This window comes from Peribacillus aracenensis, assembly GCF_025175645.1.
Taxonomy (GTDB): domain Bacteria; phylum Bacillota; class Bacilli; order Bacillales; family DSM-1321; genus Peribacillus; species Peribacillus aracenensis.
Window position 1 is genome coordinate 1 of the sequence record NZ_JANZMJ010000040.1, and the last position, 25,513, is coordinate 25,513.

Consider the following 25,513-nt stretch of genomic DNA (forward strand, 5'->3'; position numbering starts at 1 on the left):
AAGTGTCCAGGGTTCACACTGTCAAATTCCCCTAGAATACCAGCACCTGATACGGTTTCAGACATGGCTTCCAAGTTAGGAAGAGTCACCTCACCCGCTAATCCCACTAGTTTTTCTGTATCATCGTAAACGTTATAATTGACCACTTTCTCTGGAATTGGATTTCCCATGGTTATTCACCTCCGAAAATTGAGTTAGTTAGCATTGTTGGATCAAATTCTAAAATATTAACGATATGTTCAGCAGGCGTAAAGGCAGCGATTTTTTGAATAAAGGTGATTTTCCCTGCTAAAATATCTGATTGTGAGTTAAGTTCTTCGCTAAACTCAATAGAAGCACCGGCAATTTGTCCTTTTGCTTGATACCCGTTTGCCCTTAAATTTTCACTATCTACGACGCTCTCTATTAATCGGAAATTAAGGGGATCATCTACTCGATCAAAGTAAGCTTGAATAAATGTATTCCCCCACCAATCAAACATCCTTCTGATAGCAATGAATCGATCCTTTGGATCTGTTGTATTTGGATATGCCGCTGTATTATTTCCCCATGATCTCCAACCGCTCCAATTTATCGCCGTCACGATACCAGAACCATTCAAGGAATTAGCTTGTGTTTGTTCCAAGTAAACCTCTGTACCATCAGCTAAAACCGTTCCAGAAATGGGAAGACGTTTATTAGAAGGAGATACAAATGGAACGTCTTCATTTGAAGCGTCTATATGCGCAATAGAAGCCGCCATTACTGCACTGTAAGATAGGATTAAATTTCCAACCTTTACTTTAGGCCATAACGCGATGCTTTTTTCACTTGTATAGGAATTATTAGCTTTCCAAGCAGCAACATCCTCGTATTTTTTTACGATACTACTATCAATGTCCAGGACATTCATACAATTAAAATTCCCGTTAATTTTTCTTCCTTTTGCATCTAAAATAAGGCCGATTTCCGGAAAATGACTCCAACCTGGTGCCAAAAGTAAACCTGGAATTAAACTAAACATAGGGAAGACTTGGCGAATTAGCTCTGCACCACTGTATTTCCCTGTTACGGCGTCGTATCCGCCAATAATGTCATCTTTGGTGACTTTTGTTGGATCCACCTTGTCGAAACTTACTTTCAAGCTTTCCGTAACTCCAATAGCTCCCGATGGAATGACGGATATTTCTGGCTTATTATTCTTATTAAAAGCAAGGGTATAATCCGTATTTTTCACGAATGTTTTTGTACCATCTTCATTTATTAATTCAACGGAACTTAATAGAACGCCTTCTGCTTCGATAATGCCTGAACCCTTAGTAAAGGAAACGGATTGATCTGTCACGGCTGTCTTGTGTACAGAAGGATCCAACACATTAATAAAGACAACTGGTGAAACTTGAAATAATTTGAAAGACGCAAACATGGATTCACATAAGCTATAGGATTTAAAATTCTCACTATATCCCAAGCTTTTAACAGCTTGATCCCATGTACTAGCCAAGATTGGTTTGTTAACGGCGGCATTTGGATCTAATGCCAAATGGATGGGTGCAGTTCCGATGACCACTTGAACGCCTGAACTGGTTTGAATCGGCGGTGTTACTGATGTTGCATTCTCTTGAATCGTAATTCCGTGTTCATATACCATTATTTTTCACTCCTTACATATTGGGTGATTTGACTGTTCAAGGTATGTTCCATTGTTCCTTGAATGGCCAATTTCTGTCTAGATTCTCCTAATTGGGAAATAGGTAGAATCAAAGAGTTAATAGCAGGGCATTTTTCAATATCCTCCGCTAAGAATTTAGGGATTCCGTTATTAAATACGGTGAATTGTTCAAGCTTCCCATTCTTTAAGCTATCGCCTATATAGATAACCAACTCTGTATTTTCTGTTTTGGGTGCTGTATCCAGCGTTTCCTCTTTGATTTCCAATGGCTTCAATTCAATTGCTTGATTCACAGCTACATTTTTTGGTTTGGTCATATCAATTCCTCCACATCTTGTCGTGAGAAAGTCGAGACTGCCCACGTTGTTTCTATTCCTCCAAAAAAATATGGAGCCACATCTTCCTCATAAATAGTCCATTTTATAGGATAGTTCATTTCGAACTTGCCATTTACCAATGGATTCAATGTAAGATTGGTAGTAATTCGATTGATGATTCTCGTTACTTCCCGATATCCTTGATTGGAACTGTCATTATCAAAAATGCCAATGATAAACATGATTCTTATATCTTCAGAAGAACTATCCGTAACTTGGGTTCCTTCGTTTAATTGAATAATCACGTAGGGATATAAGCTTAAGTCTTCTTTCTTTTTTTGTGGCAACTGCTGTTCGAAAACATTGAGTGGTACGTCCTGATTGTTGGGATTTTTAAAAGTTCTATTTGAAAATTCCGCTTCCAATCGGGTTTTAAGTCCTTCTTGTAAGTCTATTGGAATCAAGATGAAGCACTTCCTCTATCCAGGATTCGATTAATTTCATGATCAAGACGACGATTGAAGGTTTCAGAGCCTTCTCGGTCTATATTTTTTCGAATATCCTCATTCTTTAGCATTTGAGGAATGGATGGGCCAAATAGTTTTTTAACTGGTAACCTAGCCTTTCCTTTTCTTTCAAACACCTTAATTCCATTGACATCTGAAACAAAAGAATGGAGTAATGGTTTTACGCCGCCTTTTTTCACGCCAACTTTGATAGGTTTCTTCCTCTTAGGCTGTACAGTTCGAGGAGAAACCTTGAATTTGTCCAAGGGGATTAATTCCCCTCTCGATTCAACAATTGCGCTTAAATTGGAACGACTAGCCCTTGTTTTGCTCAAAGTATTCTTAATGTCTGCAGACTTTATGTTGTATTCTTTTCGAACTTCCTTACTGACATTGGAGGCAACATTTGTAACGGCACGGTTTAGTGAACTAGAAATAGCGTTAGGGGCCTTTTTTGAAAAGGCCCCTAACTTATCTTGAACGTCCTTTAACATCCGTTCATCTAAACTTACGGAAAAATCGTTCATGAATGATACCCCTTCAAGGTAATGGTATATACACCAGCATTTTCAGTTAGATAAAGGATTTCATAAAGGCTGTTATTAAACATCAGCCGCATTTCAATAAAGGGCTCTTCTGTAAAGTCCGCTTTTTTTGCATGAAAAAGGAGCTCACCCATTGCAAGCCCCTCTCCACTACTTTTGAGATTATGTTTTTGCAGCTGCTCGTCATCGATCATGACCAGCATTGGTTGACCGTCGATTAACTCTTCTGACGCAAATTCCATGATATTGAAAAATACATTGTGAATATCCGTTGAAAGGTAATCCTTAAAGGTCGGCATGTTACTCAGTTTCCTCAAAGAATTCATCGATTTTTCCGGATTCAATAATCAATGTAATCAGGTCCTTTTTGCTAATCGTGCCTTTAAAATCTACACCATCTACACCTGCAGCTGTTTCTTTTAGTTCATCCAGGGTATATGCTTCATCCAATACCTTGAAATCATCTTCGGAATCGTCAAGTGAAGAAGTGGTTTTACTGGAATCTTGGTTCTCATCTTTAATTGAAAAGGGAGTTTCGTCCACAAAAAAAGCCGCTCTATCTTTTACGAGCTGCTTTGCTACCTCTTCATTCATAGAAGGAATTACTTGTCCTGGTTTGAATTTCTCCCCATCATGCCAAATGTGAGCCACCGCTTTAATATTCCTCATTAGCCCACCACCTTAGCGACTAACCATGAATCTACATCATTAGGTCTTGGCAGTGGACGAGTAGATAAACGCAGCATGCGTATTTCGTTGGCATTGTCTGCCCATGATTTCGGGATGTTTTTCCCTTCATAGGTTTTAAAAGATTCATCACTTTCCATTTGAGTGATGGCACCATACAAGAACTCACCCAAATTTTCATTCGCTAATACAATATGGTCCTTAGGAATATAAGGTTTAGAGATACCATCATCGTCTACGTACCAAGCATCATACGTAATGATATCAAGCCCAAGTTCCGGAAGCCTGCCGATATAACTCACGCCTTTTCCTCGGACCTCCGGTTTGATTTCACCAAAGTTCATATTGCGAATGTTCATCATTTCTCGAATGTCCGAATCTTTTCTGAATTCCTTCAACGCATCTCGACCAAAAATCGCAATGGAAGGTTTTTCATCGGTCGCCTCCACCACACTCAGTTGCCAAGCTTCTAGTTGGTCATAGATAGCACCGCCTTTTCCCCATTGATCTGTACCTGATAGAAAGACTTTATTGGTGAAATTATAATCAAGTTCCTGTTCTACAAAGTTTTTATTTTCAAAATCCACATATCCTTTAAGGATGGCCTTCCCGTAAATTAAAACTTGTGCTGCCAGCCACTCCATTCGGCGAGCATTCATATCTTGGAGATCCTTTAGATCCTTCACAAGAAATTCCGCTTGACGCTGTTCTGGCGTGCGGTTGCTGAAAACATTTTCCCCTAATCCCCGAATCATGAGGTCATCGACCGTTAGTGCTCTTTGTGGTGCAATCTTTGGAGCAGTGTATTTGTCCGTTTTAAATCCATCACGAGCAACAGTAACGCCGCCAACTCTAGGGGCAACAAATGGAGCCATTTTGCGTTTTCCTTTCCGAACATCGATTAATACTTCTTCCGTAGGAAATGTGTCTCCATCCGGGAAGAATGTGTCTTTTAAAAATGTGTTGACGACCGGTAAATTGTCAGTAGCCTTTAATAGTGTTTGTGTTCTATAAAAATTAAGATTCATTTTATAATCCCCCGTTATCCGATTATGTCTTTCAAATAAATACCCATGGCCCGCAGTTCTTTTTCATGGCGGTCAACGGTGTCTGTGCCGCCGACGATAAGTGCTTTTCGGTTGAACAAGCCGGAACTGTAAGCCGTATAAACAGTTGGTTGGGTGGTTCCGGTGTCAATGTCATCAGCCAATATGCAGTCAGGCTCTTCACTTCCGTCCGTCTTCGTACTATCCACAGGAACTGCCAGACCACTTGCTTTTATCACGCCTAGTACAGTGCCCCTTAATAGCACACCTTGCCCTGCACTTAACTTGACCGATTTTGTGTTGACTGGAACGGTCGTATCATAAAATAAATCGTCATAGGAAACTTCTCCAGCATTTGTATTAACCAGGTTCATCATTTAGGCCCTCCTTTTTGAGAAGCGATAACGTTAAGTAGCATGTCCTCTTCTTTCCCCGAATTTTTACCTGTTGGCTCTGGCGCCGCACCGCCTTGGAATTGATTTAATGCAGCAGCATCATCCTTGCGATCTTGCAGGAAATTTTGGCCGCGTTGTTTTTCAGCCATGATAATTTGGACGGCCAATTCATTGGCACTTGCCATGGTTTCAAACTTGGCTTGATTAATCAGTGCTTCATTTCCCGGAAGATGCAAGTCTTCAATCGCCTGAATGCGTTTGTTTTCTGAATTGATTCCTTCTGCAACTCCCTCATCTTTTACTTGCTTGAATAATTCAGGGTGATTATTTTTTAATTCCTCTATGTTCATGGTTTCGCCTTCTTTCTTCGTATTGACCGGAGGGCTTACATCCGGTTTTGGTTCAGGGATGGCTTGATTTTGAATGCCGGAAGTCTGCAGTTCTTTCCTCATCCTATCGATGACTTGAGGCGGGATCATTCCCCCGTCGTTACTGGCCACAATCTGGACACCTTGATCTTCAAACATGATTTCATCTATTAAATGATGTTCCATTGCTTGTTGAGGCGTTAACCAAGTCTCGTTATCCATCATGGACAGCAATTCCTCATGAGATTTTCCGCTTTTAATTTGATACGCATTTGCTATGGTTTGATTGACATTCTTTAAAAAATCAGAAGTCTTATCCATATCGCGGTAATCTCCCTGGGAACGGGTAGACGCGTTATGAATCATGATTTGAGCCGTGGGAGCCATCATCAAAGTATCCGCAGCCATGGCGATAACTGAGGCTGCGCTCGCAGCAAGTCCAAGAATTTTCCCTGTTTTCTTTCCTTGATAATCTTTTAAAAGGGCATAAATTTCAGAGGCATCAAATACAGAACCGCCACCGCTGTTAATATCAATATCAATGTCTTCACCTTTCACCTGGCTCAATTGATCAGAAATTTTCTTTGGGCTAGTTGCCTCAATACCAAACCAATCGTATATCCATTGTTCATTACTTGAAATAATGGGACCCTTCACATTGATCTTCAATCCTCATCACCCTCCTTTCCTTCTTCATCTTTTTTCTGTTCCTCTTCTTTTGCCGGAAGGATAGCTGCGGTTCCATTGGATGCTTCTGTGACGAATCCAGCCTCTTTCCTCATTTCTTCTTCTACCTTGCGCAGGCGGTGATTCCGGAACCAATCTCCCCCACCTATAGAAACTGTTTCCTGTGCACGAGTCGTGAATCCGTTATTCACACGTTTCTCTGCTGCATTCACCTCCTTCAAAGGATCTAATTGGCCTTGTGAAGGTCCGTTCCATTCAGCACCTGAGTAAGCTTTGCGTGCCATTGGATTCGTAAAAAAACCGGGTGCATGAATTCTCCCTTTTGCGATGCCTTCAGCTAAAAATTCTTCATAGATAGGCTGGCAAAAATCATTAGCCATCCATTCCCTACGCATTTTAAACATTTTCCACGCTTCCAGTAAGGCTCCCCTCGAAGCTGAATAAGAAGAGGTAAAGTTTTTGAGTAGAATTTCATAAGGGATTTCAAGGGCTGCGCCTATTTGGCGGCAAATGGATGTAACGAACCCATCGAAATTCGGATTCGGTCTTCCAGGATTAGATTCTTGGATTTTCTCGTTCTCTCCAAGAAAATGAACCGTCCCGGACCCTAGTTCAATAGACGATTCGTCGGCTTCATCGATTAAATCTTCCTGATCGATGGAGCCGAATTCAGAAGAACTTCCCGCATTCTCGGTAGTGACAAAGACGGAATACATCCCATTTATCACCGCTGCCATTAACTCGGCATCGGCATAACGCGATAGTTGCTTCAAACTTTCCATAACAGGTGCCAATACCGGAACCCCTCTACGTTGTTCAGGTCTTTCGGATTCCATTAGGTGAATAATATTTGGCCGTCCAGTCTTACTTCCGAACTTTTCAACTTTCATCCACTTGTTTCCGCTCATCGACGAAGAATGCGGATGCTCCTGGGCGATGTGATAGGCGACGATTTCACCTACTTGATTAATCTCGACTCCATTTACGATCTTCGTATCCAATGAAGCACTCCCCAGATTTGGATTACAAATCCGGTCGGCCTCCACAATTTGAACGCGTATATCATAAGGCATGCCAGGACGTGGCATCACGGGTAACAGGGCAAAAGTATCTCCACTAATCATCCAAGATAAGAAAGCTAATTGTTGCAGCTCATAAAAGTTATTCATCCGTTGTGCATCACAATGGACGGAATCCGCCCACAGGGAAAATTCCCGTTCAACGTGCGTTTCCCATTGATCTGCCTCTTCTAACGTCATATTCAAATAATCAGAGTCAATCTGCGCGTTTAGTCGTAAACCTGCCCCAATGACGTTTGTCCGTAAAGTCTTGATTGAACCCGTGGCGATGGGGGATCCCATAAATAAATCACGGGATCGACCTCGAAGGGTTTCAACATTATGCTCAATGTCTTCCAGAACCGAAGCTGAACGGGTCAACCAGCCCATTAGACTTTTCTTTTTGCTACTTGCCCCATGATTTCCATATCCTTCGTTCATGACTTGGATTCTTTTTCGTGCTGCCGCTCTCTTTAGCCCCGTAACAGGTGACACAGCAGCCACCATTCGATCAATCGGATTCATACATTCACTCCTTTCTACGCTTACAGATCACGGGGGATATATCTCTTCGCCCGTCTCCTATTTCCGCTTAAGGAAGAAATGGAGCTCTGCCAATACGTGATTTGCTTTCGGATTTCGGAAAGATTAGCTCTTGTCAGCTGTCTCGTTCCGAAACTGTAACTTTGGCCAGTGGATACCGCCAACTCTGCATCAAGCCAAGCTTCCAAATGAAGCTTGGCTCGTTCTAATGTAACACCCTCCATTTATTGCACCCCTTTCGACGCAGTTCTTCGTTTCTTCCGCCTTTTCTTTGGCGGTGGCAGGACGTATTCTTTTTCTAAATTCGGATTTAAAATTTCAAGGGCTGCCGTATTATATACACGTAAATCCAATGGCTCATTTCGCGCACGAACCTTTTTCCAGACTTGGTGAGGCACCCCTTTTGTGTACCGGGTTTCCAGACGCTCGGCCGTTAACCCTTCGAAATATTTGGGTCCATACCCTCGCCCGTTAGGAAAATGACAATAGTTCGGCCCGAAATTCGTCAATTGAAGGTTTGACATGACACGAGATTTCCCATCATTGACCCCAAGATTCACCAGAAGGGTTTTGCTTGGTTTCACCCGGCTATACCCGGCAATCAACGGGACATATTCCCCTTGTTGAACCGATTTCCCTTTGATGGCGTAAATGCGCCGTGCTTCTCTCGGTCTCGTAAACTTGTAGACTTCATGGGTGAAATGCCCCCCACTATCCATACACGTACAGGCGATTCCAAATTTTCGTCCGTCTTCCTTCTCCCAGGTACGGGATAAATATTCGTCCAATTCATCCCATACCTTTTGCTGTTTCAAGTCCCCATAAATTTGATGGTACTCGATGCCCCACGATTCTTTGCCGGCGCCCCACCCAATCACTTCGATTTCAAACCGGTCATCCTGAACATCGACGGCAGCCGTCAAGATTTTGACGTCTTCCGGAATGTCACTTTCATAGACTTCCCGGCGGTTGAATAAATCCGTATCGTCCAATTGTTCGCCTTCTTCTTCCCATGATTCACCGAGAGACGTATTCACCCACACTTTCATGGCTTCCGGCCCTTTTATTTTGGCTTTCTTAAAGGCAGCGATGATCTCTTTCCATTTCCGCCATGGACTCAATAGCTCATTCAAATGAAAGCCTCGGATGGAGGAATCCGGTTGCTCAGCCACCCATTTTCCCTTTTGGTCTTTCCATTCATACTCATTATGAATGGCGCCACATTCCCGGCAGGCATGACATTCCGATTCAAAGGAAATTTGCGCCCATTTCAGAGGTTGATAGACTCCGCAAGACGGGCAAGGAAGGTGGTAATATTCTTTCGTGCTCAGGTTGAACTCGGCTTCAATCCGGGATGACCCTTTATTGGTGGGAGTCGACACCTTGATTTTCTTCCGGTTGTAGAAATTGTTCGTCCGTTTTTCCGCCAGGTCTAACGGATCTCCCTCCGAACCCGCTGAAACAGGGAACCGGTCGATTTCATCAGCCAGTAAAATCCGGATGGGACGGGAAGCAAGGCCAGACGGGGCATTCGCCCCGCCGAGGGCCACATATCCACCGGGGAAACTCTTTTGCAGTGTCGTATTCCCGCCATCCCTCGATTTACTATCGGCGACTTTATTCCGAAGGGCCGGGGAATCCCGAAGCATCGGGGCCAACCGTTCCTTCGAAAAATCTTTCGCCTTTTGCTCGGTCGGCTGGATGATCAAGATCGGTGCTGGGTCGAAATCAATGTGATACCCGACCGCATTCAAGACGATTTCACTCTTTCCCACCTGGGCGCTCGCCATGATCACGATATCCTCATAATTGGGGTCGGTGATGCTGTCTAAAATTTCGCGCTGATAAGGAGCCCGATCCGTTCTCCATTGACCCGGCTCGGCAGAAGATTCACTGGAAAGGCGCCGATAGGAATCCGCCCACTCGGAAACGGTCAAATCAGGGGGTGGGGCCATGGTTTCTTTGGCTATTCTCTTAAATAAAGAAAAGGTGTCTCTGTTTTCTGATGCCCCCATGACTTACACATCCATTTCCGGCGCGTCCTCTTCCTCTTTGGATTCCAAGAACATTCGGTCGTTGCTTGTATCATAAAAAACGAGAGGATCATAATCGGCCAGTTCGTTCATCGCTTCAAAGACCGCCTCTTTTAACTGTTCCTTGATGACCGGAATCTCCGTTTTCCCTAACACTTGCGGCGCCATTTTGGAAGGAAGGGAAAGAAGCCGGGCCCGAAAGGCACCTAACATGTCATTCATGACCCGTTCGACATCCCCCGACCGATGAAGCTCGCCTTTAATGATTTTCACTTCTAGTTCCGTTTTCTCTCTTCTGGCTTTTGTCCAAAGGGCCATTTCTCGCCCGCCGTCCAGTTCTCCCTCTGCCGGACCGGCTTTTTCCACCATAGATTCGATATATTGTTTAATCGAACGACGAAGATCATATTTCCCATGACCGACTTTCACCAGCGCCCCTTTCGCCGTTAATAGCTGAATATTTCGGGGTGTCATCCCGAGTATTTCGCTTATTTGCTGGGTCGTGATGATATAGGAATCATCCTTAAAAAGTTGATGTACCAAGGGTCCATTCCCTCCTCCCAAATTATTTCCCAAGATTTTCGCTTCGGAAAACGAAATCACCTTTTGCGCCCAGAAACTGGACGCTTTTTGGGGTCGTATGCACCCGTAGGAAGAAAAAATCTCCCGGAGGACCCAAATTTTTCTGTCAGGTTTTTATTTTTTAAAAAGTTTAGTGAAACCTAATGACACCAAGGCTTCGCGCCACTTCTTCGTATGTATTTGTAATGTTTCAGAAAAACTTCTTCTCACTCTTAGGTGGCAAGTGGGTGACAAATCTCATTCAGTACATCATATCTTAGAATTCTGGTGCAGTCGTTTTGCCCTCTTCATCCCTTGATACATAAGGATTTATTAAACATTTATACTTTTAGTGCACAATCTTCCGATTATGTTGCACCGGAGGGGCAAAAGGGGTTTAAGAGGTTAAAACGAAATGATTGTTTGCCATTCCCTCTCTTTCCCCATAAAAAAAGCATCCACCAAGGGATGCAATGATTATAAATAGTTTCGTAAAGGTTTACCAACCGTCACCAGCAAAAGGATTATAATTAATAATCTTATCCCTAATTTGTTTCATACACTCATCTGCTTCTCCTACCGTTTCAAGACGGCGATACTTAAGCGCATAATCAACAGCTGTGGGATTGCTTTCCCATACCGTTAAGGAGTAGTTAATCTTCCCTAATTCTCGTTCTATATGCTTGGGATGCATTGATGCGAGCTTTTCTAATTCTTCCTTATATGTTTCATAGACGTATGTAACCAAGGACACCGTCTCTTGATGGATCGCCATCACATATTCTTCTAATGAAAGGATACCCTGCTCATTTAATAACGTCAGCTCATAAAGCTCAGATTCAAAAATGAGGCTTGCGAGTATCTTCTTCGTGAAGTCCTCACTAGCTTTTATGATGTTCAATTCATGGATATCCAACAGAAGTCTTTCAATCAGTTCGTGATATTTCTCAAAGAAAGTCTGGGGTTGTAAAAATCGTACATCCTCCGTAAAAGCCTCTTTGTTTGTCTTCATGAATTTCCAAATCACATCTGTTTTTTCTTTTCCATATTCCATCTCCGCAAACGTCTTCTTTTCCAGAGCTTTTTCTTGTAGCTCTAATTCCTCTTGTCGTTCCTTTTCCCTCCTAAGCTTTCTTATAATATAGGATAACCTGGGTTCCATACGGCTTTCTATTCCAGGATAAATCAATACCCCATTCTTAAATTCCTCATTCATTCTGATTCTGACTTGATCCAAATGAATCGAATGTTGGATAGGGCTATGATACGTATATTCAGTTCTCCGATCTATTCCCCTTACATTCCTAGTCTCATAAGACGTGATAAAATCAAAATCAATGGTCAGCTCGGATGTTTCCAAGTCCAAGAAATAGCAAAGGCCTGTTTCGTTATATATAGCTTTCTCTAATTCATTTCTAAGGCGGGCATCAGTAATCCCCTGGGCTTTAGAGAATTTCATATATTTCGCTTTATCTAGGATCCAAAAATCCTGTATGCCTTCCGATTGATAAAGTTCATGCCTGCCTTCCCAATCTGTAGGTGAAAGTGGACTGTGCTGAAACTCAAATGCCCAACGTATGCCTTCCATTCCTTCCCCCGTATGGATGACAAAAACATCTGCTATTTGCTTCGTTTCCGGTATATATACTTCATATTCAACTTCTGCATCCGGATAATTCTTTCTTATCCACTCAATCAAAATTTTCTTTCCTTTATGATGTGAGGGTGTTTCAGGTTCATAATTGGTAACGACACATTCCGAATTAAAATGCGCGAAATGTGATCTATATACGTTTCCGGGTTTAAAAATGACGGTGCTTTGGCAGTTTGGGCATTGAAGTTTTTTTTCTTTAGATAGCTTCTTTGTGCTGTCTACTTCACAATTTGATGCAATGAGCGTTTCTTTTTCACTTGTAATACACCTTATCATTCGATCACCTTTTTCCTTTTGATGTTGAAATTATATCCATGAAAAACTTTTTTTGTTAATATCCTCTCTCTTAGTTAGACAAAAACTATGCATTATCCTCCTTCTTACCCATTCATGACAACATAAAAAAGGATAAAACGAATGGGATTATCGGTAAAGTCCCATGATCGTTTTATCCAGGAAGTCATCTTCGAGTCCAATGTAAGCGAAGGTGACAAGTTCCGTATCGTGATTGAAGATTTTCTGAAGTGCAGCAACATTTCCCCACTTCTTATAATGCATGTATCCAAAGGTCTTCCGCATCGTATGCGTCCCGCAGTTATCCCGGAACCCAGCCTTGCGTGCGGCATCCTTTATGATTCGATAGGCGGTGCTGCGGTCAATCGGTTTGATGTTTCCTTCCCGTCCCTTTTGCCGGCTAAGGAATAACCATTCATCCTCTGGCTTACCCTTGATATATGGAGCCAATGCTTTCCGAAGTTCGGGAGAGATGGGGGTCCGCCTTCCCTTACCTGTCTTGATTTCCTTTCTCCGGATGTGTGTACCTTGCACATCGCCCACCTTCAACTGCAGGATGTCGGATATCCGAAGGCCCGTCGTGATGCCCACCATGAACATTACATAATCCCGTTCATTCCTTTCCTTCAAGTAGGTCTGGATGGTCTCGACCATCTCCATATCCCGTATGGGTTGAACATACTCCATCAGCTCTCACCTTCTTTATATTTCCGCATGATGCTGGCAATCTTCTTATCTGCCCGGCTCAACATCGTTTTGATGCTACTGCGGGAAAGATTCATCATCTCAGCCACCTTATATTGAGAGTGTCCATTCCCTCTGGACAGTATATAGACTTCCCGTTCCTTTTCCGATAACACGGCCAATGCTTCATTCAAAATGATCTGTTCAGTCGGGGTGATTACATATTCCTTTTCTTCCTGGTCCCAATCATAGGGATTCGTAGAGCTACGGAAATAACGTTGCATCAATAAAGGATCCACCGGCTTTTCGTTTTGATAGGCAGCCCTTCGTTCGATTCCTCGCTTCAGTCCAGGGCGGTGACCTGTTTTCATCCAGGTCATGCAATATTCCAGGTTCCGTTTCCAACTGGCCACGACCTCTTTATCTTCAAGGAATGGGGCAGCCATTTCCCTCGCCCACGCCTTTACGTTCTCCTCAGTGTCCTTATCTTCATAAATGACGGAATAGATTTGGATTTCTTCTTCTAAATTTTTTAACGTTTTCTTCGTGTCAGCTAACGACTTTTCGTACTGTTTCAGCAATTCTTCCACATTGTTTGTTTCCACATACTCGTGTGAGTCCAAAACAGGTCCCCCCCAGATTTAATTCTTAGTAGCAAACAATCGATTCTCTTTGATTTTCATGGAAAGTTACCGCCTGAATTGACGTTCAATTTCTTCAAATGCGTATTTGGTATATGGGCTCATGGGTACAGGACTGATGGCGCCTGTCCGTTTATCCTTGCGATGGGGATTAACGGACCATTTCATTTTGTAAACCATCTTTCTTTGTGGTTTTGGTTGTGATTTCATTTGTACTTCCTCCTTTTAGGTAATAAAAAAAGGACATCGATGTGGGAAACGGAATGGGTTCCGTCACTCAAATCGATGTCCTCCAGATTTTTTGGCCAGACAATTTATGTAGTTTTAGGATCTTGAATATCTTCCACCTCAATGGATGCCATGATGGGATAACTCAACACTTGTGCATTCCCCAGCATATTGGGCTTGGTTTTGAATTTAAATGAAACGGCCTTGAATCCCTCATTTTTTAAATACTGGGAAATGGCTTCTTCGACCTCTTTACTCTCTAATTGAATTTGTTTAATGATGACCATGTTTTTATATCCTCCTCAGTTGCATTTAATGGGTAGTTATACGTAAATTTGATTCTAATTTCGCTACAGAGCGCCGTAGCAACACTACTTTTCTAGTAATCTCTCATGTTTGGCTGCCGCGTTTGCTTTGGTTGCAGCTGCTCCTTTTTCGCTTCTCCATCGATAATCTTTTGTAGTCTTTTTTCTTAGGTTTATTGGATTTTTTGCTATATAAGCCAGGCGTTCTTTTTCCGTCATGTACGACACGATCACTTGACTCATCATCTTCTCCACCTTTTAACTAGAATAATAATGAGAGTTGCTCATATTCTGGGATTTTCAGTTCCGATTCTATTGTCGAATGTTTTTCTGGCTCTGGAGGATTCATTAATTGAAATCGATTGGATTCAAAGCATCCTCGATGCGATTTCTTATTAGGGAATTTCGATACGAAATAATGCGAATTTCCTGCTGGGAATAAAAAATAGGATGCTTCCTTGTTAAGCACATTAGTTTGTCCAGGATCTACACATACACCTTGTAACAAAGTGATTCCTCCCTTTACTTGTCTCAAAAGATTTAGCGCTGTAAATCCGCATTTGCGGAACTGGCGCCCTTAAAGAATCTTTATTTTGTTCAAACCTTGAAAATCGAATAGGCTACCCCTTATAATTTTCCATATAACAGTAAATGAGGAGACGAGCCTATTGAATGAAGAATTTGTTGTGTTTTTAGATGAAACCGGAGATCACAGTTTACGGCACATCGATAAAGAATATCCTATATTCGGTCTAGGTGCTTTATTTTGTAGATATGATGATTATGTCAAACAAATAAATCCCATCTTTGATGACTTGAAATACAGATATTTTCATAAAAGGCATGTCTTACTACACTCCACAGACATAAGACGTAGAAGAAAAGATTTCAATATCCTATTAAACTCTGACACTCGGGAAAGATTCTTCAATGACCTTAATTCTGCAATGAAGGAATCTCCGTTTTATTTCGTTATGTCTTTAGTAGACAAGCTTAAACATTCAGAGCAATATGTGGATCCAGACAACCCTTATGATCTGACTTTATCCTTCATAATGGAAAGAAGCTATTTTCTCATCAAGAAGAAATATCCTCATGCTACATGTCGGTTTATTGCTGAGAGCAGGGATCATGCTGAGAATGCCAGGCTTCTCAAAACATTTGAATACTACAAAAATGCTGGTACAGGATTTGTAAGTTCTGCAGAATTAGAATTCATCTCCAGTTTGGATTTTGTTAGGAAGGATGAAAACGAAACAGGTCATCAAATTGTTGACCTATGCTTGTATCCTTTCGCTAGAACTTACCTTAAGGGAGAATGCCATCCATCCGTTCCAGTCTTCTACAATAAGATCTATAAAAATCCTAGAAATCGTTCACCAATTGGATACGGTATTAAGACATTTCCGAGCCGTATTAGCAGTTCACTTATTGAAGAGATTGAGCGTAAGTGTGAACAAGACCAGAGTAGTGAATAAAAATGAGTATCGAAAAATGTCATAAAAAGTGAAACAAAAATGTAATAACTTTTGTTTACAGCGTACGTGCAATTGGGTATACTATAAGTAGATAAGGGGACTGCGACTGCGCGGGCTCCTTTTCTTTTTGATTTTTTTGAAACACCCCTTCTGATACACTTCTAACTTCTATATCTCATGCTCTTTCTGAGACTCATAGGCACCAATTATTTACCACCCCATTTCAAGCTTTTTCGAATGTATTAATAAACCACCTTTATATACCGCGTAAATCGTCTTAAATGTTCTTGTCATTTCTTTTATCTCCAACCTGCTTTTTTAAGTGACCTAATAATCTAATAGCGTACTCTTTCACATAAGAATCAGCTTTATTTTCACAAGGACCTTTAACCGTGGAATCTAAGTATCCTAATGTAAAGCCCAATACATCTAAACGCTGCTGCTCATTCAATCCTTCATACCATTCCATTTCAAATAACCTCCTTTAATGCTGGTACCAATTTGTATTTGCATTCAATTCATCCAGGTCCCATACAATCAATTGTTTCAAAGTATCCCCGTATTGCTTTTTTAAGTTCCCGGCAAACTTGCAGCACTCTTCAAAAGTTGCTGGTCTGGTAGAAGGTTTTTCAATCACTTGGAGTTCTTTTTTACCTGGGGATTGAACATAGCATTTGATTAATGCCGTGAACCTTCTTTCATCACTTGGCTTCCATGCTCTTTGATTTCTGTAACCTGTTTTATTGGTGTATTCCAGTACAGCTGCCATTCGATTCACTCCTTTATTTTTCTTGGGTATTCTCAATTCCAAAATTCTTTAAAAAGTAATCAATGACATGCTGCTTTCGAGTCGGGCCTATTCCAGGGACATTATCCAAATTCTCTTCCAGAAATTCAAAGAAGAATAAAAAGGTTTTTTCTGGCCAATTTTCATCCCGATTTTGATTCCTTCTTCTCTGGCCTTTTTGATCACTGGATTTTTACTTTTTGTCATAGGCCCTCCTTATGAATACGTCATACATGCATATACAAAACTAGTTTACATAATTGACATTTGCGGCAGTTCTTCTGATGCATAAATGTTGTTATATCAAGATTTGTGTTTTATCATTTTTTATAGACTTTTATGCACTCATTGAAAATCACTGGTACGCCTCACTTTCTCAACTTTCAGGGTGCCAGTGAAATTTTCAAGGACTGAATAAAAACCTGTATAAATTACGCTGTTTTTCGTCTTCTTTTTCCACGGATCTTTTTCTTATTGACTTTTTCTTTCACGGCCTTATTCATGAATTGATTTGTTTCTTTGATTTTTAGTTGTTCTTTTTTCAGGTCTTCCGACAATAGGTGCGCCTTTTTCAAAGTGAATCCAGCGAGCTGCGATTTCCTGTGGTAAAGATCAACCCCATGCTGCATTTTTCCCAACACTAATTCCAAGTTCTTTTTCAGTGCCTTTTGCTGCTTTAAATATCGGATTTCTATAATGAGTAGCAGGGTCCAAATAAGTAGAAAGATAATGGTTATTATCATTGCGTTTTCTCCTTCTTCACTTTGGTTGTGAATTTATTTTCCACACGGTCTACTTTTCCGTTAATCCAAATGCAAGAATGCGTTCCATGTCCGGAAGGTGGAGCACTTACTTCTGTAATTTCTTGATCTCTGACGATGTAAATTTTATCTTCTTCTAAATTAATTCTTGCTTCCACTCGCGACCACTCCTGTTATTTTTTCTTTAGTTTTTTTAACTCTTCCACTCGATGAATAATGTCCTTTTCGGTAACATATTCTTCTTTGATGATTTTCTTTTGGAAGGCCAACTGTCCCAAGTTTTTCATTCGGCTTTCCTCCATTTAAATAAGTCATGCGACTTTTCACATCGCTTGGTACAAAACAGGACCCTTGCTTCCTCTTTAATCACAAATAACTTCCCACAGCAGGAACACTGACTTTTCTTGCCTTTCATGTTTCTGTTGCTCCTCGAGCAGCTCTTTGAATTCATACAAATTCAGCAATCCTCCTTGTTACTTCTTCTTGGGCTCTAACTTTATAGGAGTCGGAACAATCCTCATATCTCATGATTGTAAATAGCTGTTCAGTAGTTGCTTTACTCCAATCTAATTGCATATTCACTCTACCTTTCAATGACGAGTTTCTTCTATAATATGGCGTGAAATTATGTGTTATAGCGCTACACAAAACTAATGGTTTTCATGACCACCTAGACCCGATTCTCGTGGTTTAATGCGATGGAGTCTGCACCGGTCTATAACAAGTAATATCACTTCAAATTCAGTTCTCTTAACGTCAGCAGCAATGGTTTCGATAGAATATCCAGTATTCCAGAGGCTTTCAAACATGATTACGTCACGTTCATTCCAAATGACCTCATCCCCAATGTTTGTAAATACCAGATATTCCTCATCGATGTTTTTAAAAAAGTTCCTTTTATTCCCGTAGTATCTAGGGGACAAGTTTTTTAATGGTTCGGATAGTTGAACATTTCTGCTTCGTGGATGAAATAAATAATCATCTAAGTCCATGATGAGTAAAGCTACCTCGTCGTATTCCCTCTGAACTTCTTCGCTAATATAATTCAATGAGAAACCTGCATTCCATAAATCCAATACTTGAAGGATACTCACCTTCGACCATTCATAATTTATATCCTCCAGGGCGATATAGATGTTGATTCGTTCTTCTGCACAATGGATATCCATGATTGTGTCTGTATTTAACATGAAATCACTTTTGTTGTCTTGCTGCATTCTCTATGTACTAAGTGCAATTCGTTAGGAAGGTTTTTAGCTATTAACCAATCGCTAGGATTTAACTTTGCCTCCTGGATCAGTTCCTTTTGTTTTCTTGTTAGACGTTTCCCGTTTTTCATTTTTTTCTTCAATCTCCTTTCTATGCAAATCATAAAGTACAAACATCTTTGAAATAGCTTCGCTGTTCAGAACTTTAACCTCCTTGGATGGGTCCTTTATGTCCTGTACAACCCACCTTAAAAGATTTGGCTCTGTTATCCGATAGCGATAAAGAACCTCCAACATCATTTCCGAATTATTCATGAAGCCACTGAAACCCTTAATCCCTCCAGAACTTTCATCGTAATATTGAAGTTCAATAAACTTAGGCCATTTCTTTTCTTGTCTCATGAAATGATAAGGGACTTTCTATTCTGTATTCTATTTAGCTTTTCTTGTAAATTTGGAGAATCCGGTGATACAATTCCTCTTTCAATACGAAGAACCATATCCTCTGATATAAAAAGGATTTTTGCTATTTCTTCTATGGAGAATCCATTTTCTATTCTATTTTTTTTAAAATTTTCCCCAAATTCTTTACGCTTGTTTCTTTCCAAGTCATTAAATTGTGGTTTCCAATGGTCTATCTTCATACTAAATCTCCTCCCCTAAACAACGCATGATGCGATATTAAAGAGTAAAAAAAATAGACTATCTCCATTCATTTACATCAACCTCTAACAGGTCACTGATTTTAAATGCTGTATCTAGTCTCGGATTTCTCTTTCCTTTTTCCACTTGGTTGTAAAAGTTACGGGAAATTCCCACAGCTTCCGCAACATAATATTGAGTGTAGTTCTTTTTTATTCTAGACTCTCTTAACTTCCTTCTACCTATGAAATCACTCATACATTAATTTCCTAAACCTCCCTTAGTTGCTATATGCGACCATTAAACATAACTTAATAATAAACGCATGAGGCGATATTTGCAATAAATAAATAAACATTTTTTGGTTTTCACCTTAAAAATGTTGCATAGAGCGACTTTATAAACGATAATATACCATATATGGGATAGACATATATACCTTTATAGTAAGTTAAATTAGGTTAAGTTAAGTTACTGCAAAGTTTTTTCAATCAATTTGATATCAAGCAAAACCATTAAAGTGTTCTTAAGCAAATGTATTGCAAGTACCTACATATTTTAAAGAACAAATAAGTACAATAAATAATTACATAACGAAAGACTACATATCGTTGGATCTAAAAATATATAACTAAGGGACTGGGATTGTTTATGGAGAAAGAAAAAAATTATAGTCATACTCAAGAATTCAGAACTAAGTTTGGCCACAGACTTCGAAGTTTACGAAAAGAACGGGGATATACCATAGATGAAACGTGTAAAGCTTTGAACTTGCCTCGCTCCACTTATTCCAGTTGGGAATTAGGTTCAAGAGTACCATTAAGTAAAATGCTTACTCAATTGGCTTCATACTTACAAACCAATGTTGATTATTTAATGCTAAATTCAGATAACATAAACCAAGAAACAACTGAAGAACTATCGGAATTATTTCAGAAAAAAATGCTAGATAAAACTGAAATCACTTGGAAAGGTGACCCTTTAAGTGATACACAAGCGTCTGAAATTGCTGATCTTATTGAAAGCTATTTAAATAAAGGAAAGAACTAACAGGCGACCCTTTATGAGGATTGCCTGTATTCTTTTGTTGTGACTTCCATAATGCCACTAATTAGCTCTGGACTTACTTTTCCTTCTAAGTCTAAAAGTAAGGATTGAATCTCAATTTTATCTAAATTAGTATGGTTTAATTGAATACCCTTGGTTTGGACCAACTCTTTGATTACATTATTTAATCTTTCTTTTTCATTCACTGCCTGTTTCATCAAGTGCCCCCTGCGCCGATTTAGTTTTTTTAAAAAATGCAAATTTACTAAATTACCCTTTACATGAAGAAAGACATCAACCTAGTACAAGGAAGATGTCTTTTCTCATTAACCCAATGTTCCTGGGTCTTTCTTAAATGTTACAATCCCATTGTCCTTTGCAACTTGATGCTCAACATCAATTGCAGATGCTCCTGCGCCGCCAGCCCCAATAATTAATGTGGCAGCAAACAAAGAAGATGTAAAAACCCTTTTCAACTTTTTCATTTTTCACCCTCCTATAACGCTTCATGCGATATATATATATTATTATACCTTCATGTCACAATTTGTCTATGTTTTCTTTTAAAATACTTAAAAGGTAAATTTTAGAGGGTTATTTAGTCCTTTTATACTACCAATTCCAAATAACAATATAAACAGATATGCCTATAGTTATATATCATATTGAATAATGAAGGATATACATATTCGTTTAATAATTATCTGCATTTTCGAATAATTGACAATAAAAGAATTCTCCTTTTATGTAAAATTCTTTTCTTGCAACTTCCAAATCTCTTCTATTTCCCGTTGCCAAATATCGATAATACAGCTGCATAGGAGAAAGAGTTTTATTATTCTCAATTTCCTCCAAAATGGATAGAGCTTTCTTTTTACTTCCCCTGTCGGTTTGTTTAGCCCAATAGTGAGCTGCCTCTGCACGATCATTTAAATATAATCCATCAAATATGTTATTTGTTATTTTAATAAAATCGTGAGTTGCCTTTAAAGAATGCTCTCTATATTGGTAACTTCCAAATTTTAATCCCTCGAACATATTCAACGCTTTTCTGTTGTACTCAATGCTTTTTCTTGGGTCTGAGAACACATGAATTTCTGCGAGAAGGTTATACATAGAATTAACAATTAATGGAAACACATCCTTGTCTATTTCTTGGATTAATTTTTCAGCCAAACCTTTAGCCAATTCAACCTGATCACTTTTAAAATTTGCACTTGCTGTAATTTCCATAACTCTGGCTTTATAGGCATCTTTTAAAAATCCATCTTTTAATAATGCAATCCGTTTCAATGTAAAACTGGCATAAACAGAGTTTAAATTATAATTTTGCGTATCGTACCAGGCGTATAATGAAATAATTTGCAGCATGACCTCCATATCCTTTTGTTTTACTTTTCCTATTTTCATCATTTCGACTTTTTCTAATAGTTCTGGCCCATCGATTTTTTTCTTATTCCGGAGCATCAACAATTCATATACGTTGGCCGTTTCTTTATCGACTTTATCTAGAGCAATTTCGAAAATTTCGTTCTCACCATTTTGGAAGGACCATTCCAAGCAATCCTTTATATTTTCATTTTTTTTCGTATGTTGAATGAATACCTTAATCATTCGCTGAATTATATTTTTATCATCATAAATGGTGCTAACTAAAATATAAAATTGTAAAAATGACATGTCATTTTTACCTGACAGTTTATGTGTAAGATTTCCTGAGGTTGTTGACATTTTGGACGCGATTACTTTTTGTTCAATATCCCCTTTTTTTAAATCGTTTTTAATTTCCTCCAAAACTTTATCCATCTTTCCCCCCCTTTTTATTCAACGTCAAGCGTTCAACTCTTGATGATGTTATTTTACTATCTTTTCATTTTATAGCAAAGGAAATTTTATGAAATTTAAAAATAATGGTTAAATATGGCTAGTATTATGATATATTAGGTTAAAAAAAGGGCGTTCCTTTCCGAAAGGTGTCTGTTGATGGCTACAATAAAGATTAAACTCAATGAAGCTTTGGAACGGATACAGATTACTCCGAATCGATTTTCTGTTGAAAGTAGAATTCGTTCCAATACTATTTATGACCTTATTAATAACAAGAATGATAGGATTACTTTTAATACGCTAGTTTCAATTCTGGAAACACTTAATAAAATAGCTAAAGAAAAGGATATTCAATATAATTTTACTCCTAATGACATACTTGAATATATAGAGGAAATATAAAAAGGCCATCCAAAGGATGGCCTTAAATAAATAAAGATGTTGCATGAAGCGATTATTTTATTTATAATGCATTATAGGATTAATTTTAAAAATTCATTTTACAAAAACAATTAAATATACAAAGAAAAGACCCTACTGCGTCAACAGTAGAGGCCCCCGAAATCCTATTCGCCATAGGTAAATCAATTAATATTAGTATAAACCGTACTAATATAATGTGCAAGTGCAATTATTAGAAAATCATTTGAACTTTTTAACTTACCCTGGGGTGCCTTTGGTCATATCTTTGTCGTATTTACGAGAGAGGTGTATTTAAATGACTAATAGTAACTCTGGTTTTTTTGTGTCTGAAAGACCATCGTACTCGCAACAAAAGTCTATTGAAAAAAAGAAATTCAAGATCCATGGTTTTAAATTCTTCCAGTACGCTTTAAATCAAATTAGAGAAGAAGTGTACAATTATACTTCACTTGGCCACAACAAAGGCCTTGATGCCTCCGCAGTAGCTATATATGTAGGTTTACATTCAAAATGTAGCAGTGCTGGCCTCCTCGATGCAGACTTTCATGTGTCTGCCCTTTCAAAAGAATTAAATATCCCAACCGCAACTGGAGCAAATGGCATAAACCAACTTCTCGATCGTGGCCTAATTATTGAACGAGAAACAGATAAGAAGAATCAATATGAAATAGTAGGTTATGCAGCGAATAATTTATCCCGTGAAGAATCTGGTAACCCAGATAAAAAGCTAAATTACTTTACTGTTCCATTTGATTTGATTCAAACAACAGTACTGGCAAGCCTTGTCAGTAAAAAGTCTCCGCGTGGAATTATACTTATGCTTGAAATTCTAAATGATTTCCGTCAAAAATTACGAGGCGAGAAAGCATTTGCTTCTGATTATAAAACCGAACGGAAAACAAGCACCTTAAAAGATAAATTAGGTAAAAGCAGCTCTAAGCGTGTAAGAGAAGTTCTAGAGGTTCTTTCCCCTATTTTCACTTTTAAACCTATTGATCTAGAAGAAAGAAAACCTCGACTTGATGTTATAACGCGAGTAAGAAAGTCTGTAACGCAGATTTGGGTCCGTAAATACGAAATACATATTAAGCCAGGCTGCATCATTGAAAAAGAAGCACATAATGAAGAAACAACAAAAGCTTATAAAGACGCGGATTACCGTCTCAGACTATTAAAACTACCTATTTTCCAAAAAGATAGAATTGGAATAAGAGCAGCTTATAAGGGATCGGTGAAAGAGATAGCGCAATTCATCAAGAGTAAAAAACAAAAAACGAAATTGCTTAGAGATTCAATGCAACATGCATTAGAACAACTGGAAGACTTTTTGCGTAAAGGAAACAAAATTAAATCTGTTGGAGCTTTTATTAATGTAAAGCTTCAAGAATATGTCATTCAATTCTTAGACGATAACAACTTATATATTGATATTGAAACGTTTTATCATCAAGCTGAAGCACCTATTCCCGCAATCTGGGAAAAATACCGTATCCACAAAAAAGCGCTTCTAGCTTAATTTTTAAAAAAAATAGTTTTATCACCCTTGTAAAAAATATCCATTTTTAGAAGGGTATTTTTGCTGCATTTTTTTATAGTGAATTTTAGGGCGATGCTCCTTTTATGAGTATTCGCCTTTTTTTGTGTAAAATTCATTCCTATTAATCTCTTTATGGTTATAAGTCTACCGTTTCCCTCAATCGGTAGATGTCTACTAAATTAGATAAATTATGATAGTTGTCCACTAAATAGAATAATGACTGGTAGTTGATTACTGACTATATGATTAAAACGGTTGTTGTCTTGTGAGATTTGTTGATAATAAAATTGTAGTTTACTTGAAATTGTTGTGAACTCCTTGTCTAAGTAAGCACCACATCATATTTTCAATAACTGCTTATCTTTATTGAATCTCTTTTATCTTTATTGAGTTATTTTATCTTTTATGATTATTTACTTATTTTGATCTTATACAATTAGCATTGTCCTTTTTAAATGAATATGTCAGCTATGCTTCTTTTTTCAAACCACTAAAGAACAACCAAATTAAAAACAATAATTTCACGCAATCAAACAGTGTAGATTAAACACTAAAATTCATATAGCAGCTTAAATGTTATTTTTGCTGTTAATGTCTGTGTGAAATATAATTAACTAATTGATTGCGTGAAATTATATATTAGGAGGAATGAAAATGCTTCCAGATGTAGTTGGAGACTTTTTAATGGAATTAACTAACGAAGGGCTCAAAGTGTCCAGTGTTAAACGTTATAGCGCTGATTTACGCCAATTTTTCACTTGGATAGAAGATAATAAGATACAATCTAACTTAGAATCTATACAAAATCTATCCATAACGGATCTAGCTCAATACATGGACTACATATCAAGCCTTAACTATTCAGATGATACTGTTAGGCGCTTACGCGTTGTACTGAATCGTTTTTTTACCTATTTAGGGATTAATATGTCAATAAATCAAATACATCCTTCAGGACCTAATAAACGCGATTTAACCGAAACTGACTTCGTTACAAAACAGGAAATGAACAAACTCCTTTCTAGTATGCAAAACACCTCCTATACGGCCCCTGGGACAGGCCTTGAAACGCGCAATAGATTAATAGATAGGAATATATCTATTATCTATTTAATATGTAAATACGGCCTATCACCTGCAGAAATACATTTTATAGATATGAATGATATTAACTTTGCTCAAAGTGTTATAACGTTGAATAAAAGAACAATTCATGTATCTAGTGAGCATATCGCCGTTATATTGAGGTATTTTAATAGTGTTCCCGAACCGTTACGACCACGCTATAGGACCAGAGATCCTCTTTTTGTAGCTTTCTATAACAGCAACTCAACCTATAGATTTGATTATCAGAGGGGCATGCCTAGTCGTTTATCAATTCGCTCAATCCAACATATAATCCAATCGGAAGTTTACCTGGCTGGCTTACGAAGGATAACAGCTATTAATCTTCGGAATTCATGTATCCTTGATGCTTTGAAGTCTGGAAGATCAGACGAAGATGTGGTGAAGCTATTTGGATTTAAAAATGCCTTTTCTTTACGTAGATATAAGTCTTATTTATATTCAATACCTCAACAATAAATATTGATGTTTTATA

General features: G+C 38.8%; 38 protein-coding genes and 1 pseudogene. 5 read left to right on the forward strand and 34 right to left on the reverse strand.

What is annotated here, in order from left to right:
- The 21 genes and pseudogenes from N0M92_RS29540 to N0M92_RS25740 form a co-directional block, all read right to left on the reverse strand.
- Positions 1-170, reverse strand: a 170-nt coding sequence (locus N0M92_RS29540; protein WP_397443927.1) for a phage major tail tube protein, incomplete at its 3' end; no start/stop codon positions are given.
- A gap of 2 nt (positions 171-172) precedes the next feature.
- Positions 173-1,630 carry a phage tail sheath family protein gene (locus N0M92_RS25645; protein ID WP_260288451.1) on the reverse strand — a complete coding sequence of 486 codons (1,458 nt, stop codon included), beginning with the start codon at positions 1,628-1,630 and terminating at the stop codon, positions 173-175.
- A complete protein-coding gene (locus N0M92_RS25650) occupies positions 1,630-1,968 on the reverse strand; it encodes a hypothetical protein (RefSeq protein WP_260288452.1) in 339 nt (112 codons plus the stop codon). The genes N0M92_RS25645 and N0M92_RS25650 overlap by 1 nt, the downstream gene beginning before the upstream one ends.
- Entirely contained in the window at positions 1,965-2,432 is a 468-nt protein-coding gene (locus N0M92_RS25655; protein WP_260288453.1) for a hypothetical protein, read from the reverse strand. Before N0M92_RS25655 ends, N0M92_RS25650 begins: the two co-directional genes overlap by 4 nt.
- On the reverse strand, positions 2,429-3,001 hold the full coding sequence (locus N0M92_RS25660) for a phage tail protein (protein WP_260288454.1): 573 nt from the start codon (positions 2,999-3,001) through the stop codon (positions 2,429-2,431). Before N0M92_RS25660 ends, N0M92_RS25655 begins: the two co-directional genes overlap by 4 nt.
- Complete coding sequence (locus N0M92_RS25665; protein ID WP_260288455.1) at positions 2,998-3,318, reverse strand: hypothetical protein; 321 nt, start codon at positions 3,316-3,318, stop codon at positions 2,998-3,000. The genes N0M92_RS25660 and N0M92_RS25665 overlap by 4 nt, the downstream gene beginning before the upstream one ends.
- Before the next feature lies 1 nt (position 3,319).
- Positions 3,320-3,688 (reverse strand): hypothetical protein, encoded by a 369-nt coding sequence (locus tag N0M92_RS25670; RefSeq protein ID WP_260288456.1) that lies wholly within the window; start codon positions 3,686-3,688, stop codon positions 3,320-3,322.
- Positions 3,688-4,734: a major capsid protein gene (locus N0M92_RS25675; RefSeq protein ID WP_260288457.1), complete on the reverse strand. Its 1,047-nt coding sequence runs from the start codon at positions 4,732-4,734 to the stop codon at positions 3,688-3,690. Before N0M92_RS25675 ends, N0M92_RS25670 begins: the two co-directional genes overlap by 1 nt.
- Positions 4,735-4,748: 14 nt before the next feature.
- Positions 4,749-5,129 carry a head decoration protein gene (locus N0M92_RS25680; RefSeq protein ID WP_260288458.1) on the reverse strand — a complete coding sequence of 127 codons (381 nt, stop codon included), beginning with the start codon at positions 5,127-5,129 and terminating at the stop codon, positions 4,749-4,751.
- Positions 5,130-5,449: 320 nt separating this feature from the next.
- Positions 5,450-6,184 (reverse strand): annotated as a pseudogene (locus N0M92_RS25685) (head maturation protease, ClpP-related); the annotation flags it as partial.
- Positions 6,181-7,785 carry a phage portal protein gene (locus N0M92_RS25690; RefSeq protein ID WP_260288460.1) on the reverse strand — a complete coding sequence of 535 codons (1,605 nt, stop codon included), beginning with the start codon at positions 7,783-7,785 and terminating at the stop codon, positions 6,181-6,183. The pseudogene N0M92_RS25685 and the gene N0M92_RS25690, both read right to left, overlap by 4 nt.
- A gap of 20 nt (positions 7,786-7,805) precedes the next feature.
- Complete coding sequence (locus tag N0M92_RS25695) at positions 7,806-8,027, reverse strand: DUF6148 family protein (protein ID WP_260288461.1); 222 nt, start codon at positions 8,025-8,027, stop codon at positions 7,806-7,808.
- A complete protein-coding gene (locus N0M92_RS25700; protein ID WP_260288462.1) occupies positions 8,028-9,818 on the reverse strand; it encodes a phage terminase large subunit family protein in 1,791 nt (596 codons plus the stop codon).
- A gap of 3 nt (positions 9,819-9,821) precedes the next feature.
- Positions 9,822-10,379: a type IV toxin-antitoxin system AbiEi family antitoxin domain-containing protein gene (locus N0M92_RS25705; RefSeq protein ID WP_260288463.1), complete on the reverse strand. Its 558-nt coding sequence runs from the start codon at positions 10,377-10,379 to the stop codon at positions 9,822-9,824.
- Positions 10,380-10,896: 517 nt separating this feature from the next.
- Positions 10,897-12,327, reverse strand: a complete 1,431-nt coding sequence (locus tag N0M92_RS25710; RefSeq protein WP_260288464.1) for a competence protein CoiA — start codon at positions 12,325-12,327, stop codon at positions 10,897-10,899.
- Between the two features lie 147 nt (positions 12,328-12,474).
- The gene (locus N0M92_RS25715) at positions 12,475-13,032 is read right to left on the reverse strand and encodes a site-specific integrase (protein WP_260288465.1); all 558 of its coding nucleotides are present in this window, start codon (positions 13,030-13,032) and stop codon (positions 12,475-12,477) included.
- The gene (locus N0M92_RS25720; RefSeq protein ID WP_260288466.1) at positions 13,032-13,652 is read right to left on the reverse strand and encodes a sigma factor-like helix-turn-helix DNA-binding protein; all 621 of its coding nucleotides are present in this window, start codon (positions 13,650-13,652) and stop codon (positions 13,032-13,034) included. The genes N0M92_RS25715 and N0M92_RS25720 overlap by 1 nt, the downstream gene beginning before the upstream one ends.
- A gap of 66 nt (positions 13,653-13,718) precedes the next feature.
- Positions 13,719-13,880 (reverse strand): hypothetical protein, encoded by a 162-nt coding sequence (locus N0M92_RS25725; protein ID WP_260288467.1) that lies wholly within the window; start codon positions 13,878-13,880, stop codon positions 13,719-13,721.
- A 104-nt stretch (positions 13,881-13,984) separates the two neighbouring features.
- The gene (locus tag N0M92_RS25730) at positions 13,985-14,185 is read right to left on the reverse strand and encodes a hypothetical protein (protein WP_260288468.1); all 201 of its coding nucleotides are present in this window, start codon (positions 14,183-14,185) and stop codon (positions 13,985-13,987) included.
- An 84-nt stretch (positions 14,186-14,269) separates the two neighbouring features.
- Positions 14,270-14,446, reverse strand: coding sequence for a hypothetical protein (locus N0M92_RS25735; RefSeq protein ID WP_260288469.1), 177 nt, complete (start codon positions 14,444-14,446; stop codon positions 14,270-14,272).
- Between the two features lie 19 nt (positions 14,447-14,465).
- The gene (locus N0M92_RS25740; RefSeq protein WP_260288470.1) at positions 14,466-14,711 is read right to left on the reverse strand and encodes a hypothetical protein; all 246 of its coding nucleotides are present in this window, start codon (positions 14,709-14,711) and stop codon (positions 14,466-14,468) included.
- A 160-nt stretch (positions 14,712-14,871) separates the two neighbouring features.
- Between N0M92_RS25740 and N0M92_RS25745 the strand changes: the two genes are divergently transcribed.
- Positions 14,872-15,681, forward strand: a complete 810-nt coding sequence (locus tag N0M92_RS25745) for a DUF3800 domain-containing protein (protein WP_260288471.1) — start codon at positions 14,872-14,874, stop codon at positions 15,679-15,681.
- 277 nt (positions 15,682-15,958) lie between these two features.
- Here N0M92_RS25745 and N0M92_RS25750 read toward each other — a convergent pair whose 3' ends face one another.
- From N0M92_RS25750 to N0M92_RS25790, 10 genes are all read right to left on the reverse strand, one after another.
- On the reverse strand, positions 15,959-16,150 hold the full coding sequence (locus N0M92_RS25750) for a hypothetical protein (protein WP_260288472.1): 192 nt from the start codon (positions 16,148-16,150) through the stop codon (positions 15,959-15,961).
- Positions 16,151-16,165: 15 nt separating this feature from the next.
- Entirely contained in the window at positions 16,166-16,450 is a 285-nt protein-coding gene (locus tag N0M92_RS25755) for a hypothetical protein (RefSeq protein ID WP_260288473.1), read from the reverse strand.
- A gap of 87 nt (positions 16,451-16,537) precedes the next feature.
- The gene (locus N0M92_RS25760; protein WP_260288474.1) at positions 16,538-16,675 is read right to left on the reverse strand and encodes a hypothetical protein; all 138 of its coding nucleotides are present in this window, start codon (positions 16,673-16,675) and stop codon (positions 16,538-16,540) included.
- Between the two features lie 224 nt (positions 16,676-16,899).
- The gene (locus tag N0M92_RS25765) at positions 16,900-17,211 is read right to left on the reverse strand and encodes a hypothetical protein (protein WP_260288475.1); all 312 of its coding nucleotides are present in this window, start codon (positions 17,209-17,211) and stop codon (positions 16,900-16,902) included.
- Positions 17,208-17,387, reverse strand: coding sequence for a DUF3954 domain-containing protein (locus N0M92_RS25770; RefSeq protein ID WP_260288476.1), 180 nt, complete (start codon positions 17,385-17,387; stop codon positions 17,208-17,210). The genes N0M92_RS25765 and N0M92_RS25770 overlap by 4 nt, the downstream gene beginning before the upstream one ends.
- Positions 17,388-17,879: 492 nt before the next feature.
- Positions 17,880-18,419 (reverse strand): hypothetical protein, encoded by a 540-nt coding sequence (locus N0M92_RS25775; protein WP_260288477.1) that lies wholly within the window; start codon positions 18,417-18,419, stop codon positions 17,880-17,882.
- Positions 18,413-18,568 carry a DUF6906 family protein gene (locus N0M92_RS29545; RefSeq protein ID WP_397443925.1) on the reverse strand — a complete coding sequence of 52 codons (156 nt, stop codon included), beginning with the start codon at positions 18,566-18,568 and terminating at the stop codon, positions 18,413-18,415. Before N0M92_RS29545 ends, N0M92_RS25775 begins: the two co-directional genes overlap by 7 nt.
- On the reverse strand, positions 18,501-18,839 hold the full coding sequence (locus tag N0M92_RS25780; RefSeq protein WP_260288519.1) for a hypothetical protein: 339 nt from the start codon (positions 18,837-18,839) through the stop codon (positions 18,501-18,503). The genes N0M92_RS29545 and N0M92_RS25780 overlap by 68 nt, the downstream gene beginning before the upstream one ends.
- Positions 18,836-19,081, reverse strand: a complete 246-nt coding sequence (locus N0M92_RS25785) for a helix-turn-helix domain-containing protein (protein ID WP_260288478.1) — start codon at positions 19,079-19,081, stop codon at positions 18,836-18,838. Before N0M92_RS25785 ends, N0M92_RS25780 begins: the two co-directional genes overlap by 4 nt.
- Positions 19,082-19,139: 58 nt before the next feature.
- The gene (locus tag N0M92_RS25790) at positions 19,140-19,337 is read right to left on the reverse strand and encodes a helix-turn-helix transcriptional regulator (protein ID WP_260288479.1); all 198 of its coding nucleotides are present in this window, start codon (positions 19,335-19,337) and stop codon (positions 19,140-19,142) included.
- A 393-nt stretch (positions 19,338-19,730) separates the two neighbouring features.
- On the opposite strand from N0M92_RS25790, the gene N0M92_RS25795 reads away from it, so the two are divergent.
- The gene (locus N0M92_RS25795; RefSeq protein ID WP_260288480.1) at positions 19,731-20,129 is read left to right on the forward strand and encodes a helix-turn-helix domain-containing protein; all 399 of its coding nucleotides are present in this window, start codon (positions 19,731-19,733) and stop codon (positions 20,127-20,129) included.
- Between the two features lie 11 nt (positions 20,130-20,140).
- Here the strand turns inward: N0M92_RS25795 and N0M92_RS25800 are convergent, their stop codons facing one another.
- From N0M92_RS25800 to N0M92_RS25810, 3 genes are all read right to left on the reverse strand, one after another.
- On the reverse strand, positions 20,141-20,344 hold the full coding sequence (locus N0M92_RS25800) for a hypothetical protein (RefSeq protein ID WP_260288481.1): 204 nt from the start codon (positions 20,342-20,344) through the stop codon (positions 20,141-20,143).
- Between the two features lie 108 nt (positions 20,345-20,452).
- Positions 20,453-20,611 carry a hypothetical protein gene (locus N0M92_RS25805; RefSeq protein WP_260288482.1) on the reverse strand — a complete coding sequence of 53 codons (159 nt, stop codon included), beginning with the start codon at positions 20,609-20,611 and terminating at the stop codon, positions 20,453-20,455.
- Positions 20,612-20,819: 208 nt separating this feature from the next.
- Complete coding sequence (locus N0M92_RS25810; protein ID WP_260288483.1) at positions 20,820-21,932, reverse strand: AimR family lysis-lysogeny pheromone receptor; 1,113 nt, start codon at positions 21,930-21,932, stop codon at positions 20,820-20,822.
- Between the two features lie 177 nt (positions 21,933-22,109).
- On the opposite strand from N0M92_RS25810, the gene N0M92_RS25815 reads away from it, so the two are divergent.
- The 3 genes from N0M92_RS25815 to N0M92_RS25825 all read left to right on the forward strand — a co-directional run bounded on the left by N0M92_RS25815 (position 22,110) and on the right by N0M92_RS25825 (position 25,497).
- A complete protein-coding gene (locus tag N0M92_RS25815) occupies positions 22,110-22,355 on the forward strand; it encodes a helix-turn-helix domain-containing protein (RefSeq protein WP_260288484.1) in 246 nt (81 codons plus the stop codon).
- A gap of 316 nt (positions 22,356-22,671) precedes the next feature.
- Positions 22,672-23,892: a hypothetical protein gene (locus tag N0M92_RS25820; RefSeq protein ID WP_260288485.1), complete on the forward strand. Its 1,221-nt coding sequence runs from the start codon at positions 22,672-22,674 to the stop codon at positions 23,890-23,892.
- A gap of 675 nt (positions 23,893-24,567) precedes the next feature.
- Complete coding sequence (locus tag N0M92_RS25825; protein ID WP_260288486.1) at positions 24,568-25,497, forward strand: tyrosine-type recombinase/integrase; 930 nt, start codon at positions 24,568-24,570, stop codon at positions 25,495-25,497.
- Positions 25,498-25,513 lie beyond the last annotated feature (16 nt).